At 45.3% G+C, this 16,861-nt stretch carries 16 protein-coding genes; 13 read left to right on the top strand and 3 right to left on the bottom strand.

Features of this window, described 5'->3' with window-relative positions; all coding sequences use genetic code 11:
- Positions 1-61: 61 nt before the first annotated feature.
- Positions 62-460 carry a pilus assembly protein N-terminal domain-containing protein gene (locus AC5EF3_RS06530; protein WP_493547457.1) on the bottom strand — a complete coding sequence of 133 codons (399 nt, stop codon included), beginning with the start codon at positions 458-460 and terminating at the stop codon, positions 62-64.
- A 431-nt stretch (positions 461-891) separates the two neighbouring features.
- On the opposite strand from AC5EF3_RS06530, the gene AC5EF3_RS06525 reads away from it, so the two are divergent.
- The 9 genes from AC5EF3_RS06525 (at position 892) to AC5EF3_RS06485 (ending at position 10,984) form a co-directional block, all read left to right on the top strand.
- A complete protein-coding gene (locus tag AC5EF3_RS06525; protein ID WP_015826687.1) occupies positions 892-1,071 on the top strand; it encodes a Flp family type IVb pilin in 180 nt (59 codons plus the stop codon).
- Positions 1,072-1,262: 191 nt separating this feature from the next.
- The gene (locus AC5EF3_RS06520; RefSeq protein WP_015826688.1) at positions 1,263-1,772 is read left to right on the top strand and encodes an A24 family peptidase; all 510 of its coding nucleotides are present in this window, start codon (positions 1,263-1,265) and stop codon (positions 1,770-1,772) included.
- Between the two features lie 83 nt (positions 1,773-1,855).
- Complete coding sequence (gene cpaB, locus AC5EF3_RS06515) at positions 1,856-2,821, top strand: Flp pilus assembly protein CpaB (RefSeq protein ID WP_493547456.1); 966 nt, start codon at positions 1,856-1,858, stop codon at positions 2,819-2,821.
- 23 nt (positions 2,822-2,844) lie between these two features.
- Positions 2,845-4,431 carry a type II and III secretion system protein family protein gene (locus tag AC5EF3_RS06510; protein ID WP_049763187.1) on the top strand — a complete coding sequence of 529 codons (1,587 nt, stop codon included), beginning with the start codon at positions 2,845-2,847 and terminating at the stop codon, positions 4,429-4,431.
- A 13-nt stretch (positions 4,432-4,444) separates the two neighbouring features.
- Positions 4,445-5,101 (top strand): CpaD family pilus assembly protein, encoded by a 657-nt coding sequence (locus AC5EF3_RS06505; protein ID WP_493547455.1) that lies wholly within the window; start codon positions 4,445-4,447, stop codon positions 5,099-5,101.
- 27 nt (positions 5,102-5,128) lie between these two features.
- Complete coding sequence (locus AC5EF3_RS06500) at positions 5,129-7,420, top strand: CpaE/TadZ family protein (protein WP_493547454.1); 2,292 nt, start codon at positions 5,129-5,131, stop codon at positions 7,418-7,420.
- 9 nt (positions 7,421-7,429) lie between these two features.
- Entirely contained in the window at positions 7,430-8,959 is a 1,530-nt protein-coding gene (locus tag AC5EF3_RS06495; RefSeq protein ID WP_493547453.1) for a TadA family conjugal transfer-associated ATPase, read from the top strand.
- Entirely contained in the window at positions 8,959-9,954 is a 996-nt protein-coding gene (locus AC5EF3_RS06490) for a type II secretion system F family protein (protein WP_015826694.1), read from the top strand. Before AC5EF3_RS06495 ends, AC5EF3_RS06490 begins: the two co-directional genes overlap by 1 nt.
- Before the next feature lie 28 nt (positions 9,955-9,982).
- Positions 9,983-10,984 carry a type II secretion system F family protein gene (locus AC5EF3_RS06485; protein WP_493547452.1) on the top strand — a complete coding sequence of 334 codons (1,002 nt, stop codon included), beginning with the start codon at positions 9,983-9,985 and terminating at the stop codon, positions 10,982-10,984.
- A gap of 135 nt (positions 10,985-11,119) precedes the next feature.
- Here the strand turns inward: AC5EF3_RS06485 and AC5EF3_RS06480 are convergent, their stop codons facing one another.
- Positions 11,120-11,941 carry a tetratricopeptide repeat protein gene (locus AC5EF3_RS06480; protein ID WP_015826696.1) on the bottom strand — a complete coding sequence of 274 codons (822 nt, stop codon included), beginning with the start codon at positions 11,939-11,941 and terminating at the stop codon, positions 11,120-11,122.
- A gap of 122 nt (positions 11,942-12,063) precedes the next feature.
- Between AC5EF3_RS06480 and AC5EF3_RS06475 the strand changes: the two genes are divergently transcribed.
- The 3 genes from AC5EF3_RS06475 (at position 12,064) to AC5EF3_RS06465 (ending at position 14,856) form a co-directional block, all read left to right on the top strand.
- Entirely contained in the window at positions 12,064-13,428 is a 1,365-nt protein-coding gene (locus tag AC5EF3_RS06475) for a leucyl aminopeptidase family protein (protein WP_493547451.1), read from the top strand.
- Positions 13,429-13,514: 86 nt separating this feature from the next.
- On the top strand, positions 13,515-13,889 hold the full coding sequence (locus AC5EF3_RS06470; RefSeq protein ID WP_493547450.1) for a MarR family transcriptional regulator: 375 nt from the start codon (positions 13,515-13,517) through the stop codon (positions 13,887-13,889).
- 88 nt (positions 13,890-13,977) lie between these two features.
- Entirely contained in the window at positions 13,978-14,856 is an 879-nt protein-coding gene (locus AC5EF3_RS06465; protein WP_493547449.1) for a C40 family peptidase, read from the top strand.
- Between the two features lie 6 nt (positions 14,857-14,862).
- Here the strand turns inward: AC5EF3_RS06465 and AC5EF3_RS06460 are convergent, their stop codons facing one another.
- On the bottom strand, positions 14,863-15,762 hold the full coding sequence (locus AC5EF3_RS06460) for a c-type cytochrome (RefSeq protein ID WP_015826700.1): 900 nt from the start codon (positions 15,760-15,762) through the stop codon (positions 14,863-14,865).
- A gap of 188 nt (positions 15,763-15,950) precedes the next feature.
- On the opposite strand from AC5EF3_RS06460, the gene AC5EF3_RS06455 reads away from it, so the two are divergent.
- Positions 15,951-16,808 carry a prephenate dehydratase gene (locus tag AC5EF3_RS06455; protein ID WP_041301955.1) on the top strand — a complete coding sequence of 286 codons (858 nt, stop codon included), beginning with the start codon at positions 15,951-15,953 and terminating at the stop codon, positions 16,806-16,808.
- Positions 16,809-16,861 lie beyond the last annotated feature (53 nt).

The raw sequence follows: 16,861 nt of genomic DNA, 5'->3' as shown, positions 1-16,861 counted from the left end.
CTTGTTTGGGTGTGTGGAATTTAGACTTTTCTTATTAACATAAGAAAAGTCATTATATTAGTTACATGCCTGAATTTACAGGGCGGCATTTATTGCTACATGCGTACGTGTTTGTTTCTTGGCCACGTGCGACTGTTAGAGTGCCTGAGCCTGCACGTTCTGAAACCATTAATTGGCTCTTGTGTATCGGGCGCCCTACTGAGTCCAATACGATCAAATTTGTTGTGCCAAATGACAAACCGGTCAGAAGCAAAGTGTGATTGTCGTGAACAGCGACCGTCGCGACATCTGGGTTTCCGACAATAATGCTTCCCATTGGTGTGCCTAAATGAAGAAGCTGAGTTTGGTCGATATATACATCAATCTCATTTTCTTGGGCTGGATTTGCAGCTTCTGACACCATGGTCATAGATGAGGCAAGTGCAGCGATAGCGGCGATTTTAAAAAAATTGAAAGCCATAATAACTCCTGTTTTCGCCACATAAAGCGAATTTACAAGCATCATATCCCCTAAAATTGAATCAAAACCTAAGGAATTGGGACATGAGAGTTTTTCAATCACTTTTTGACCCCCTTATATAGGACAGAGCTTTGGGGGAGGGTGATAAACGTGACTGTCTTTTATCTACTCATACATTCTACCGAAAATATGACATTCGACTGTTTGGAGTATGAATAAGTTAACCATAAGTAAAGGGTAAACCAAACCTTACTCAATTGGCCAATAATCTTATGGTAAACAAGTAATTACTCATTTACCAGACAAGTTTTTGTATAGATAAACGTCGATTTCATCAATCTATTCTATAAACAACTCAACCGCCACCGAGAAGACATAAATAACGGGGTGGGAAAACATATGCCATGTAAACAAAATGCGGAGAATACAAAATGAAAAACCTTATGAAAAAATTCTTTAAAGACGAGTCTGGTGCAACTGCTATCGAGTACGGTCTAATTGCTGCTCTTATCTCTGTTGCTATCATCGGTGGTGTTTCTACTGTTGGTACAAAAACAAGTGCAACGTTTGATGCTGTTTCTGAAAAATTGGTTGAAGCTCCATCTACATAATGAATTTATAGGACTCTTTAGGGTTCTGACATTGAAGCCGTCGGTTTATTCCGGCGGCTTTTTTGTGTTCGAAGTTCTGATCTTCTGGTTTGCTCTTGGCTAAGAGGCGAAGTAACCTAAAATTCACCAAAATTATTTAAGCCCTTGCTCATGAATTGGTCGTCGCACCAATAGGGGAAGTGAGAAGGCGTATGATTATCCCAATATCTGCAGGAATATTCGCGGCATTGCTTGTTTATGCGGCCTGTCATGATGTGTTTGATCGCACCATTCCCAATTGGGTTTCGATCTTAATTGCAATTTTGTTTCTGCCAACTGCCTATTTTGCTGAACTGTCTTTGGAGCAATTTGGGTGGCATGCGCTTGTTGGTGCAATCGCCTTAATCATTGGTATTGCTCTATTTTACTTGCGGATTTGGGGCGGCGGTGATGCAAAACTCGTGGCGGCTGTATCTTTGTGGATGGGGCTACAGGCCGAGCCTACATTTTTAGCAGCCTTCGCGATCGCAGGCGGTTTAATCGCTCTGCCCCTCATCATTATTCGCCGCATGAAATTTGAACCCAAAAATGACCGATTAGCGAAGATGCTTGATACAAAAAAAGTCCCTTACGGAGTTGCTATTGCGGCCGGAGCGTTTTGGGCCGCGCCTCAATCTTTTGTTCTTATGCAAGCAATTAACTCTATTGGGGCGTCTCAATAGTCTCAAGAATTAACGATGCGTTTAGGACATATGTGGAATTGTAGAGAAGAAAAATGGAGTCCGTGGGACTTTAGGAGAATAAAATGCCAGTAATGCGCCTCGTTATATTGCTTATTGCAGCTGCTGCAGCAGTGTCTGCAGCTTTTCTCGTTAACGGGATGCAGAGTTCCTCTACGCCTGCTGTTATTCCAATCCAAACAGCGACTTTGAGTGAAGTTGGGCAAGCAGAACAAATTCCTGTCTTAAAAGTTCTTGTTGCAACAACTGATTTAAAAGTTGGCCAGTTTGTAAAAGAGGGTCAGTTAAGTTGGCAGTCTTGGCCCGAGGAATCTAATACATCCTCCTTCTTTACGGAAGAAATGAGTCCTGATGCTATCGAGGCTATGCAGGGGGCGGTTGTACGCACAAATATGATGGCTGGTGAGCCTTTGACCTCTGAAAAAGTTGTGCACCCAGGTGAGGCAGGCTTTATGGCTGCTGTTTTGACGCCAGGTATGCGTGCTGTTGCGGTTGAGATCTCAGCTGAAACAGCAGCAGGTGGGTTCATCTTTCCAAATGATCATGTTGATGTGCTTCTCACTTTTGAAGTGGATGTAGAGCGCCCAACTGGTATCACTGAAGAAACCGCCATAGATACAATACTCAACAATGTACGTGTTTTGGCAATTGATGGATATTACAGACCTGTTGAAGAAGAAGCTGGTGACGCCGTTGTTGGACATCGCGCGACTTTGGAGCTCAGTAAACAGGACGCTATGGTTTTGATGGCCGCTCAAGAACGGGGCGACCTTTCTTTAGTGTTGAGATCTATTAGTGAATTGAGTGGTCCTTCTGGTGCGACGGCTAATGGTCTAGCTATGGCGTCTCGCCGTGGTGCTGGTTCTGATGGCGTGAGAGTTTTTCAAAAAGGCGTGAGTGTATCACCGATGAGTGCACCCGCTGGCGTCGTACAGCGCAATCAAAACCAACAATCATCAGAAAATAGTGAATTTAAAAGTATGGGTGGGAGCGAATTACCTAGCCCTCAATATACCGAGGATGGCGCGTAAGTGTGGCTATGGGAATGACAGCTATGATTAAAAAAATTCTATTATCTGCGTGTGTTGCTGCCATCGGTTTTGGCAGTGAAAGTGCGTTTGCACAGAACAGTCTTGCAGGCGGTGTCAGTGAAACTATCCGAGTACGTGTGACTGAGCCGGGCCAAAGTGCCACTTCACGAACATTGAACCTTTCTCAAAACAAAACGGCTGTGCTTGAGTTTGAAGAAGATGTTGATGACATTTTGGTTGCTAATCCTGAGATAGCAGACGTACTTGCCCGCTCCAAGCGCCGCATAGCTGTTCTTGCCAAGGGAAAAGGCGAAAGCAGTATCATCTTTACAAACGCTCAGGGTAAAGAAATTTTATCACTGGATGTCATTGTCGCTGGTCAGGGCGTCAGTGAATTACAAGCGTTGATTGAGCAATATGTTCCACGTTCAGCGATCAAAGCTGAATTTGTGAATGGTGCCATTGTTTTGGCTGGAAAATCGCCAAGTCTTTCAGATGCGGATATGGCCATTCAATTGGCGCAGCAATTTGTTGTCGATGATAGCCCTGTTATCAATATGATTTCTATTGAGGGCAAAGACCAAGTTTTGCTTAAAGTGCGTATCGTTGAGATGCAGCGGTCCGTAATAAAGCAGTTGGGTGTAAACCTTTCAGGCTCTATGAATATTGGTGAATTGGCCAATAAAAGTGTTCAAACAGCATATGACGCTGTGACGGGTGAAGTCTTATTAGATGCCGCCGGAGAGGCTTTGCAAGTTCTTGCTCCGGCAGCGCCTTGGGATCAGTCTGTCAGTTTTGGAACATCCAATTCATTGGGTATATCTGGTGAATCTCTTGGTGGAATGAGCCTTAGCCCAAGTTACAACAATTATGTTGGAGACAAATTACAAAGTTCGGCTGGCTTCTCTGTGGATATGCTAGAGCGTATCGGATTGGTGCGAACTTTAGCAGAACCCAATCTGACAGCTCTATCGGGTGAAAGTGCTAAATTCCTTGCTGGTGGTGAATTTCCTGTCCCTTCTGAAGTCGATAGCGATGGTGAAGTCGTTCTAGAATTTAAACCTTTCGGTGTGGGACTAGGGTTTACGCCAGTTGTGCTTTCTGAAAGCCGTATTTCCATGCGTATTTCTACGGAAGTATCAGAGCTGACCAGTACGGGCGGATACCAAATTGGTGGAACAACTTATGTTGATGGTGCGGGAAATACTGTTTCCACGCCCGCCGTTGTTATTCCTGCATTGAAAGTTAGACGTGCAGATACAACAGTTGAAATGCCTTCTGGTGGTTCTCTTGTTATTGCTGGGTTGATTCAAGAACAAACGAGCCAAGCAATGGATAAGGTTCCTGGTGTTGGAAATTTACCAGTTATCGGTTCTTTGTTTCGGTCGCGGGAATTTCAGAACAACGAAACCGAATTGGTTGTGATCGTAACACCATATCTGGTGGACCCGACAGATCCGAAAAAATTACGTTCTCCTGATGATGGATATGTTGCTGCGAAAGACGCGAAAGCTATTTTCTTCGGTAAAATGAATGAAGTCTACGCAGTCGAGGGCGCTGATGTAGAAGAAACTGCCGGCATTAACGGTGCTGGTTTCATCTTTGATTGATAAAGGGGCGAATATGAGCAACTGGAAAACACTCGCGCTTCTTGGCGCATCAATAATCGCTGTTTCTGCATGTAGTCAGTCTCAGGAAAATATTGATATTGCGACGGGTAACCATCGTGAAATCGAAGTTAAAGAACAAACGCATTATTTGGAATTGACCGAACTTGGAGTGGGACATCTCACACCGGCAGATCGAAGACGTGTTGAACTCTTTGTCGAAAATTTCGCTGATGACGGATATGGCCCAATCGTACTAAGTGCGCCAGATGGCTCACGTGAAGCTGTTAGAGCCATTACGTCTATTCGTTCCATACTATCAAGAGCAGGTGTGCTGCCTGACAATATAACCGTTGGTGGCTATCAGCCGGCGGCGGGTAATGCTGCACCTCTTGTTCTCGCTTATAAATCTTATCAAGCTCATGTGCCCGGATGTTCGACTGTGAATGAACATGATTGGACTGACCTGAGAAGTAATTCTTCGGTAGGCAGTTTTGGCTGTGCGGTGAATGAGAATATTGCGATGATGATTGCCAAGCCGGGAGACCTGTTGGGCGAAAGAGAAATTGGTCCTGGAGATTCATCCCGCCAACTAACCGTATATGAAAAATACCGATTGGGTCAGAGTACCGCTTCATCTCAAGAAGCCGATGGTAGCAGTACGCAACAATAGACCGTAGAAGATTTTAGGAGGGCTCATATGACAGATCCCAACGACACGCTTGATGATGAAACATATGAGTCTCTAATCGAAGAACTAGGACTCGATTTGGACATTGATGAGCCAATTGGCCAGTTTGAGAAAGATGAATTGCATTCTTCTGCAGGTGAAGCAGATGGTAGCGATATTCTGTTTCAAAATGATGTGGACACATCTCCTCGAGATGATGAAAATGGTGTTGAAATTTCGGCTGATTTATTGGCTGAACTTCAAAGTGTCATTGGTGGAAGTGAGCTGACTCCTTCTGAGTTTAACGAAGAGGCCACGTTTGCCGAAGATCCAATTCAAGTGTCCCGAGAAGTTAGTGATGCAAAACCGGTAGACCTTGCTGCGGCAATGATGGGGCATGTCGTCAAAGATGAAAAAACTCATGACATCGAAGCGGTTGATCTCGATGATGAAAATGATTTTGAAGACTTGAATGATGAGGAAGAGGTTTCCGTTTTCGACGGGCTTGACCTATCAGAAGAAGCTTTGTCCAGAGAGCCAGACGAGTTTGAACTCGACATTGAGCCCGAAACTGAAAACGAAGATGAATGGGTATCTGATACAGCGTCAGATAAAGTCTCGTCCAGTTTTTCAGATTTAGACAGTATTCTGGAAAATGCACTATCAAAAGATTTTGAACCGCCATTGGACGATGCAGACCAGTATACAGACCGTTTGAGTCAATCAAACATATCTTCTACACCTGCTCCAGATTTTAGCGAATTGGAAGTACCTGATACGTCTTCAACTGGTGCTGATTTTGAAGCATTTGAAGAGCCTGAAACTTCTCCTTCTTCAAGAAGCCATTCTAGTCCAGTTGAAACTGAAATGCCGGCATTTGAAGATGATTTTGATGCAGATGATAATCATTTTAGTTTAGAAGATTTTGCTGATGACTTTGGCGAGGAAGTGAGCCAAAGCCTCGAAACGCCGACCAAAGCGGTTCAGCCTTCAACTGTGCTGCCAAGATCTGATTTAGGCTTAACTTCGTCGGCTCAAAACGAAGAATATATCCCATCCATAGAAACAGATGCTGCTTCAATGGATGATGATGATGAGGATGTTGATTTTGCTCTGACCCATGCAGAAGGTGGGGATCGTGTTATTCCTCGCATCACTATCCATGCTTTTTGTCAGACTCAGATGTGTCAGCAAATGCTCAACAAATCCATGCAAGACCGCCGAATGGTGAATGTCACTGCGGATATTGTTGAAGGCGGTGTTGTTGCAGCAATCAATTATTATCAAGAACATGATTTGCCACATATGATTGTTGTGGAGTCTACAGCAAAGTCCGCAAAATTGTTGGCTGAGCTAGATGAACTCGCTCAATTATGTGATGAGACTGTAAAAGTGGTTGTCATTGGTGCTGCAAATGACATCCGTTTGTATCGTGAATTGATGGCTAGAGGTGTGTCTGAATACATCGTTCCTCCGCTTGAAACGGTGCAGTTAATTCGCGCAATTTCAAGTCAGTTTGCTGATCCAGAGCAACCATTTGTTGGAAAAACACTTGCCGTAACTGGCGTGAAGGGGGGCGTGGGTTCATCGACCATCGCTCATAACTTAGCGTGGGCGATTTCTGAACGATTGAAGCAAGCTACGACCCTTATCGACCTTGATTTGAATTTTGGGACGACTGGTCTCGATTTCAACAGTGAGTCAAACCAGACAATAGCTGATGCTTTGATGGCACCAGACAGATTTGACGATGCTGTTATGAACCGCTTGCTGACGCAAGCAACGGATAATCTATCCTTGTTTACTGCGCCAGCAAGTCTGGACCGCACCTATGATGTGGATGAAGAAACATACAGCACTGTTTTGAATAAAGTGCGTGAAACTGTGCCGTTTGTTGTTCTCGATCTTCCACATATCTGGACAGATTGGTTTAAAGGTACGGTCGTGTCTGCAGATGAAATCGTTGTTGTCGTGCAGCCTGATTTGGCATCACTTCGCAATGGTAAGAATTTAATAGATTTCCTCAAAGCTGCTCGTCCAAATGATAGCAAACCAAGATTGGTTATCAACCAAGTTGGTGTGCCTAAGCGGCCTGAGATACCGGTGAAAGATTTTGCGCAAGCAATGGATTTAGAGCCAGATCTTGTTTTGCCATTTGATCCTCAACTATTTGGAACAGCTGCCAATAATGGGCAAATGATTGCCGATGTTGCTGAAGATTCTAAGTGTTCGCAAGGCATAGATTACTTGGCTTCATTGGTGACTGGCCGCGAAATCAAAGTTGAGCGCGGTAGCTTATTGAACAAATTGTTCAAGCGTTAGGGGTAGAGAATGTTTGGAAAAAAAACAGGATCATTTGGTGCTGGCCAAACGGCTCCTCCTAGACCCGCAGCACCGCCGGTAAAGCCCGAAAGTGTTGAGCCGCCGAAACCTGTTGTTTCTGAAAAGCAGGAGGCTTCTGCACCAATTCCTGCGCCTCAAGCTTCGCCATCTCCTACACCTCCGCCGGTGAAGGCAAAGTCTGCGCCGCCGCTTGTGAAAAAGGAAAAAGCCAAACCTGCCAAATCTGAGGATGAAGGGCGTTCTGAGGAATATTATCTGGTAAAAACAGAGATATTCAATGCTTTGATAGATACAATTGATTTGTCTCAACTGGCGCAATTGGATCAAGAGAGCGCACGCGAAGAAATTCGCGATATCGTTATCGAGATCATTTCAATTAAAAATGTGGTGATGTCTTTAGCCGAGCAGGAAGTGCTGCTTGAAGATATCTGTAATGATGTTCTTGGGTATGGTCCGCTTGAGCCGCTTTTAGCGCGTGATGATATCGCTGATATCATGGTGAATGGTGCAAATTGTACCTACATTGAGGTCAACGGAAAGATTGAGCGCACGAATATCCGTTTCCGTGATAACGGCCAGTTGATGAATATCTGTCAGCGGATCGTGTCGCAGGTTGGTCGTCGTGTGGATGAATCCAGCCCTATTTGTGATGCGCGTTTGGCAGATGGTTCACGTGTAAACGTTATTGCGCCGCCGCTCGCGATTGATGGTCCAACACTGACCATTCGTAAGTTTAGAAAAGACAAGCTGACTATTCAAAACCTTGTCGAATTTGGCGCGATTTCTCCTGCAGGTGCAGAGATATTGCGTATCATCGGGACGTCACGTTGCAATGTGTTGATCTCAGGCGGTACGGGTTCTGGTAAGACAACTCTTCTCAACTGTTTGACTGCCTTTATTGAGCCGGGCGAGCGCGTGATTACGTGTGAAGATGCCGCGGAACTTCAGCTTCAGCAGCCCCACGTTGTTCGCCTAGAGACACGCCCTCCAAATATCGAGGGACAGGGTAAGGTAACAATGACCGACCTTGTAAAAAACTGTCTGCGTATGCGTCCAGACCGTATCATTGTGGGTGAGGTGCGTGGACCTGAAGCGTTTGACTTGCTTCAAGCGATGAACACAGGTCACGATGGTTCAATGGGAACACTCCACGCTAACACGCCGCGTGAAGGTTTATCACGTGTGGAATCCATGATCACGATGGGTGGTTTTGCTCTTCCTCAGCGCACGATACGTGAAATGATTGTTGGTTCGATTGATGTTGTTATTCAGGCGACCCGTCTTCGTGATGGGTCAAGAAAGATTGTATCTATTTCAGAGGTGATGGGGCTCGAGGGTGACGTCATCGTGACTCAAGATGTTCTTCGCTATGAAATTGATGGTGAAGATAAAAACGGCAAGCTTATTGGTCGTCACCGTGGAACCGGTGTTGGTCGCCCTCGTTTTTGGGAACGTGCCAAATATTATAATTTGGAAGCAGAGCTCGGGCTTGCACTGGATCAGTTGGAGACAGCGTGATGGATCAGACGATGATAGTCTACCTCATTGCAGGTTTGGCTTTTGTGAGTGTAGTCGGCGTTGGATTTGCGTTTACTGGTGGCGGCACGACCAAAGCCCAGCAAAAGCGCTTTAAGCAAGTGGCCGTCGGTGCTGGATCCGGTGGTAAGAAAAACTCTTCTGTTGATGCGACCCTGATGCGTCGCAAGCAGATGCAAGATTCGATGAAGACCTTGCGCGAACGTGAAAATAAACGCCGTAAGGATACGCGAGGACGTACGATAAAAGATAAGCTCGCACAGGCTGGATGGACGATTGAGCCAGCTATGTTTTGGGTTTTGTCTGCTGTTACAGGTGTTGTTGTTGCCGGAATAACTTTTGTTCTGGGGCAGACCCCACTTATTATTGCTGGTGCGGGTTTTGCTGGCGCATTGGGGCTGCCTCGTTGGGTCGTTGGCATGGGCATTAGTGCACGCCAAAAGAAGTTCACGCAGCAATTTTCTGATGGAATCGATGTTATCGTTCGCGGTGTGAAATCTGGATTACCACTTATTGAATGTTTGAGGATTATTGCTTCTGAATCGCCTGCGCCGTTAGGCACTGAGTTCAAGCGTGTCATTGATGCTATTCAAATGGGAACGACCGTCGAGAAATCTTTATCCAATATGTATAATCGGATGCCTCTGCCAGAAGTGAATTTTTTCGGGATTGTGATCGGCATTCAACAGCAATCTGGTGGTAATCTATCCGAAGCGTTGGGCAATTTGTCTGAAGTGCTTCGATCTCGTAAAATGTTGGCTGAAAAGGTCAAAGCACTTTCATCAGAAGCCAAAGCATCCGCAATGATTATTGGTGCCTTGCCGATTGCCGTTATGATTTTGGTCTATTTTTCTTCACCCGACTATATCACGCTCTTATTTACCCATCCGACAGGACATTTCATGCTGATGGTGGGAGCGGGGCTCATGGGGGCCGGTATTTTCGTGATGAAACAGATGATGAAGTTGGACGTTTAAAACAAGCTCAAGAAAGAATGTTGTTAAAATGATTGAGTCATTTACAGATCCCGGATTTCTTGCTGCATTGTTGGCTGGGCTTGCAAGCTTTGCCACCATTTTGACAATTGCTGCGCCAGCACTCAAAGGCAATAAGTTAGAGACTCGGCTAAAATCGGTATCCAACCGCCGAGAAGAACTACGCCGGAAAAGCCGAGAACAACTTAAAGATAAATCTCTTCGCCGTAAGGATGAGGGGATGATGCGCAATGTCGTTGATAAGCTTGATCTTCAATCGCTGTTGCGTGACGACAATCTTGAGAAAGCGCTTGTTCAAGCAGGTCTTCGCGGACCGCGCCCCGTATCTGCTTTCTATTTTGCGCGGTTTGCGCTTCCATTTTTACTCGGGCTTTTGACGTTTCTGTATCTACATTTCGTGAATGATTTCGATTTGAATTTTCAATTGCAAATGTGTGCTGTGATGTTTGGGGCTGCCGCTGGTTTCTACGCGCCCAACATGTATTTGACGAATAGGGCAGATAAACGCAAAGCATCTATCATGAAGGCGTTTCCCGATAGCTTGGATATGATGTTGATTTGTGTTGAGTCAGGAATGTCCATTGAATCCGCTTTCGCCAAAGTTGGAGAAGAGGTTGGAACTGCTTCTGTTGAGCTTGCTGAGGAACTTGGCTTGACGACTGCGGAATTGTCTTATCTTCAGGAGCGCCGCCAAGCCTATTTGAATCTCGCTGATAGAACCAATCACCCAGGTATAAAATCTGTTGCTACAGCTTTGGTGCAGGCAGAGAAATACGGGACACCCATGGGGACAGCATTGAGAACAATGGCGAAAGAAAATCGTGAAATTCGCGTGCTGGAAGCGGAAAAGAAAGCAGCCGCTTTGCCGGCCAAACTTACAGTGCCTATGATTGTGTTTTTCCTTCCAGTTCTCTTTATCGTAATTGGAACGCCTGCATATATTCAGATAAAGAAACAAGACGCTGAACAAAGCGGTGAAGGTGTGAATCCTGTGGCTCAATCCGTGCAGTAAATTCTGAAAAATAGTAATAAAACAATATCATAGAAAAGGCCGACATATCAGATTGATAGTGTCGGCTTTAATGTGTGAGCTGAATTTGAAATATCGACAGATTCGATATGCAGCTTTTATAAGCTGTTGATTTTGTTAATCTTGTTGCGTGTGTCGCAATGCATTCCAGCTTCTCGAAGATGGTGTAAGAAGTCTTTTGAAGTATTCAGAATTCGCCTGCACCATATGCGGCGGTAAATCTGCGGTTGATATTTCTTCCGCTTCCTTGAATTTACCTTGCACACCCAAGATGAGTGCTAAATTTAATCGCACGCGGGGGTCAACAAATTCATTTGATGCAATGGCATGACGCAATTTTGCTTCTGCTTCTTCAGGTTTGCCCTCAAGAGCTAAAGAAAGCGCATAATTTGCGAGGATGACTTGATTATCAGGAGATATATCGAGCGCTTTTGTGTAACGAAGCTGAGCTTTTTTATGGTCCCCTAATTGGTCTAGTGCAATTCCATACAAGGAGTATAACACCCAATCTTCTCCGTCGGGGACAGCATTATAGAGTGCGTTAGTTGCACGGTCTGGGCGTCCAGTATCCATATGTGCTTTTGCTAGCGTTTTGGAAAGTTCAACATCGCCAGGGTGTAATGCAAGCGCTTGTGTGGCCACGTCAACGGCACGTTCTGCGCTTCCGATGGCGCGAAGTGCGTTTGCAAACTCAGCGGCGGCTTCGTAATCGCTTGGGTTTAGGTCAAATTGATCACCCCAAAACTTGGCTTGAGTGATCATGTCGTGGTTTTTAATTTTTTGGCGTTCAACTTTGGATGCCGCAAGAATTTGCTTTTCATTGGCGACTTGCTCCATCATCTCTTCTTCTTTGCTTGTCGGCGGTTTTGTACATGCAGAAGCAAGGAAAAGAGCGCTACTTGATAGTAGAATAAAACGAGATATTGAGCTGGTAGCCATGACATGACCCCTAAGAGTTTGAGAAAGGGCGTTGATATAGTTTCAAGCCCTTACTATCGTGGTTTCAAGTCAATTATTAGTTAACGCTTCCCTACGTTCAGCGTTTGAATTTGGATGAATTTATGAGTTCTGTTTTTATTGCGTCTTCGAAAAAAGCCATTCGCCTTCACCTTCTATCTAAGGAGTCCTTAAACGACTGGATGCAAGCACAAGAGAAGCGGTTCTCAACTTTTGCTGAAGCGGCTGGGTTTAAAGGCCAAGCAGGAAAATTTCTGCTCATTCCAAACAGTGATGGTGTTGTTGCGGACGTAATATTTGGTGTGGGTGAGGGCGATGATCCGATGGTGCTGGCTGGCGCATCTTCTAGTCTGCCAAGTGGGGTGTACAAGATAGCTACGTCCGTACCATTTCTTAGTGATGAGCAAATCGCGGCAGGATGGGCTGATGGGGCATATCGCTTCAATCGCTATAAAAAAGATGCTACTGAGCCGGCTATATTGGTGATTTCCAAGCAGGAAGAAAGAGAAGCTGCCCAAATAGAGGAGGCTTCCATTAATCTTGTGCGTGATTTGATAAATACGCCAGCTGAAGATATGGGGCCAACGCAAATAGCCGAAAAAATAGAAGAGCTAGGCAAAGAGTTTGGTGCTGAAGTGTCTCAGATTGTTGGAGATGACCTGCTCAAAGAAAATTACCCAATGATTCATGCTGTTGGGCGGGCTGCTGTGCAAGCGCCTAGATATATTGAATTGAGTTGGGGAAATAAAAAAGCACCTCATATCGCATTGGTAGGCAAAGGTGTTGCTTTTGATACGGGTGGTCTGAATATCAAAACCGGCAATTATATGCGCATTATGAAAAAAGATATGGGCGGTGCTGCGCATGCTATTGGTTTGGCGCGGATGATTATGGCAGCAAATTTAAACGTACGTTTGACATTGCACATACCTGCCGTTGAGAATGCTATCGGACGCGCAGCTTTTCGACCCGGCGATGTATTAAATAGCCGTAAGGGTTTGACTGTAGAAATCGACAATACAGATGCCGAAGGGCGTTTAGTGTTGGGAGATGCATTGACGCGTGCGTGTGAATTGAAGCCTGATATTTTGATGGACTTTGCAACGTTGACTGGTGCAGCGAGAGTTGCAATGGGCGCTGATGTTGCTCCATTTTTTACAAATGACGAAGCGCTAGCAATTGGCATCTATCAAAGTGGAGTAGATATGGGTGATCCCATCTGGCGCCTTCCTTTGTGGAAGCCATATCTTTCAATGTTAAACAGTTCTGTTGCAGATATTGTGAATGGCGCGAGTAGTCCGTTTGCGGGAACAATTACAGCGGCGTTATTCCTACAAAAATTTGTCGATGCACCGTCATGGACTCACTTTGATGTTTGGGGATGGCGTTTGAGCAAATATGGACGTCCTGAAGGTGGAGCGGCATTTGCGCTGAGAGCTGTATTTAATCATTTAAAGAGAGAATTTTGAATTAATACAACGAAAAGGCATTGATTCGCGAATCGAATTAGGTGATTCTCTACTGGCATATTCGCTTTGTAGGAGAGTTATTGGAGATGGAATTAGATCGGACGACAGCGCTTCAATTATGGCGGGATGTGCTCGCGCAATCCGTGCGCTCGGATTCGCCTGATTTATCTGCTCGCCAAATGGCGATTTTGATGGCGGTGTATTTGACACCGCCACCGCATACAGTGCGCGGGTTGGCCTTAAGTTTAAATATGGGTAAGCCTGCAGTGACGCGCGCATTGGACACGCTTTCAGGGCATAATTTGCTAAAACGGCGCAAGGATGCTGATGATTTGCGCAATGTACTTGTGCAAAGAACTGTCGCTGGGTCTGTCTTTCTAACGGAGTATGGTGATACGATTAGTGAGGCGTTTCAGGCTATTCAACATCAATTGCCAAATGAGACTAAAGATGCCGCTTAAAACGTGTTGTGCTTTGTTTTATTAGTTGAGTTTTGATGTTAACGTTTAGTCGTGACCTTCGTTCAAATAATAAAGCAGGGCTGTGACATTGGCGAATATTCCACTTAATCCAAGACTCAACCCTTACAAAGACGGGATTGCAGCAGCACACTTAAAGGGAAAAGTTGAAGCTGATAATTTTGTTGAAGGCGCTCATTTTCAAATAAATGCACCAATAACAGGTGTTTACCGAGATGCTGCCGATGAAGCTATGCTTGATACTCAAGCGCTTATGGGTGAGAGTTTTATCGTTTACGACAAAATTGGCGATTGGTCTTGGGGGCAGTTGCAAGACGATAAATATGTGGGATGGATTCAATCTCGTGATTTATCGGATGTGCATTATGGTGTGACGCACAAAGTTGGTGTTTTGCGAACAATCGTATTTTCCAAGCCTGATTTGAAGACAAAACCTCTATACATGTTGAGCATAAATTCACGTGTTGCTGTTGAAGAAGTGCAGGGTTTGTTCAGTAAAATTGTGAATGGAGGGTGGGTTTTTAGCGACCATTTGTTCAATATTGGTGAAACCTATGATGACTTTGTGTCGGTGGCCGAAATGTTTCAAGATGCACCATATCTTTGGGGCGGAAAAGATAGCTTCGGATTAGATTGCTCTGGGCTTGTCCAAACATCTATGGCGGCGGTCGGCATAAGTGTTCCAAGAGATGCGAGCATGCAAGAGACGGCAGATATCCTCGGGCAGTCTATTCCCTTTGAGGATGGTATTGATCATTTGCAGCGTGGAGATTTGGTTTTTTGGCCCGGGCATGTCGGCATTATGCAGAATAATGAGTTCATGCTTCACGCGAACGCACATCACATGATGTGTGCAAGTGAGCCAGTCGTTGAGGCGATAGAACGTATTGCTCAAAAAGAAACGGCCGTTCGAACAATCAAACGGCCGTCTCAATTATTTCAGGTTTAAAGCTTTTTAGTTGTGAGGACCGTGTTCTGTATCAACTTCCTCCCCAACCTCTTCAGCAGCTTCTTCAACTTCATCAGTAGCTGACTCTACAGCTTCAGTGACATCGTCTACAATTGAGCTTGCTGTGTCAGAAGCTGTCTCTGTTGCTTCTTCGACGGCATCTGCGACATCCGATTGAGCACCTTCAGCAGCATCTGTGAGTGCATCGACCCCAGCTTCAGCATCAGCGCTTACATTCTCTACTTCTTCGTGAGCAGCATCTACAGCGTGTCCAGCGTCTTCGGCTGTTTCGTGGGCAGCGTCGACAACATCGCCATGTGCTTCTTCACCACTTGTTGGCTCGATGAACGCTTCAGGTGGTAATGGAGCAGGAAGCGGAGCAGGCGAAGCGGAAAGTGAGTGCAGGTATGCAATGACGTTCATGCGGTCGGTTTCCTTAGAAAGACCAGCATAATTCATAGCTGTACCAGAAGCGTATTTTTTCGGGTTTTTCAGGAAGCCATCTAGAGAAGCGTAATCCCATTGACCGCCGAGGCTAATCAAGGCGTCTGAATATCCAAACCCACCGTGAGAGGCTTTATCACGCATAACAACGTCATATAGGCCCGGTCCAGTGCCATTTGGTCCGTTCGGTTCGAAATTGTGACAGCTTGCACAAGCAGCTACTTTTTTCTGACCTTTAGCAATGTCAGCTTCCGCGAGAAGGACACCATAATCTGTTGGTGGAATCCATTTCGGTTCGTCATCGCCGTGACCAGCGTCTGTTGCTGCCACCTCAACGAGGTATCCTGGTTGTTCTGGTCCGTCATGCTCGAAAAAAGCATCACTTGCCGCGTTTAGACCAAGGATCGCAAGACCCGTTGAGAATGCCGCAGCCATAATTTTGTTTAAGCCCAAGTCGCTCATGAAACGCCCTTGTCGTAGATTCATATATTGGTATGCGCGGGCCTTTTGCCACGCTATTGCTTAGACTGCAACATAGCGGGTATTGCAGGAATATCGACCCGTTTTTAGAAGCGGCGAACCGTCGCACTCAAAATCAAGCTGTTTTGGGTGGAATATGCCTAAGATTGACCCCAATGAAAGAAGCCAAAATGACTAAACGAATTGCATATCAAGGTGAACCCGGTGCGAATTCACATATTGCCTGTTCTCAAGCTCGTCCTGATCTGGAGCCAGTGCCATGCAAAACGTTCGAGGACGTGTTTAGTGCTGTTAAACAAGGGGATGTAGCTGAAGCGATGATCCCCGTGGAAAACTCAATTGCGGGGCGCGTAGCGGATATTCATCACCTTTTACCAGAGTCTGGTCTGCACATAAATGCAGAGTATTTTCAGCCGATTCGTTTTTTCATGATGGCAAAAAAAGGTGTTAAGTTAGAGCAGATAAAACGTGCGCGTTCCCATATTATGGGGCTTGGGCAATGTCGAAATTTTTTAAGAAAACATCAAATAGAGGCAGTCACATCAGCTGATACGGCAGGAGCAGCCCGCGAAGTTTCCGAATCAGTTGATGAAAATCTAGCTGCTATTGCACCAGAGCTTGCCGCTGAAGTTTATGGCCTTGATATTGTTGCATCAAATATTGAGGACCATGCACACAACACAACTCGCTTTGTGATTATGGCGAAAGAGCCTGCGGTTCTTGAACGAAAATCAGAAGATGAGAGCTTTATTACAGCTTTTGTTTTCAGAGTTCGAAATGTGCCAGCGGCGCTTTATAAAGTGATGGGCGGTTTTGCGACGAATAATGTTAACATGACAAAGTTGGAAAGCTATCTCATTGAGGGGTCATTCACGGCGACTTTATTTTACGCTGAAATTGAAGGGCACCCAGATGACCGCAATGTTCAATTGGCGCTGGAGGAAATGAGTTTCTTTTCAACGCGCTTGGATGTTTTGGGGGTGTTTCATGCTGATCAGTATCGCAAAACAGGTGTTCATATAAGTTAGGACGTTTGTATCGAGATCGCGAAATCGTGTATGGTGAGTGATATGGCAAGGCG

It is taken from the genome of Hirschia sp., from assembly GCF_058892565.1.
This window is presented reverse-complemented; position numbering and strand designations above follow the sequence as displayed.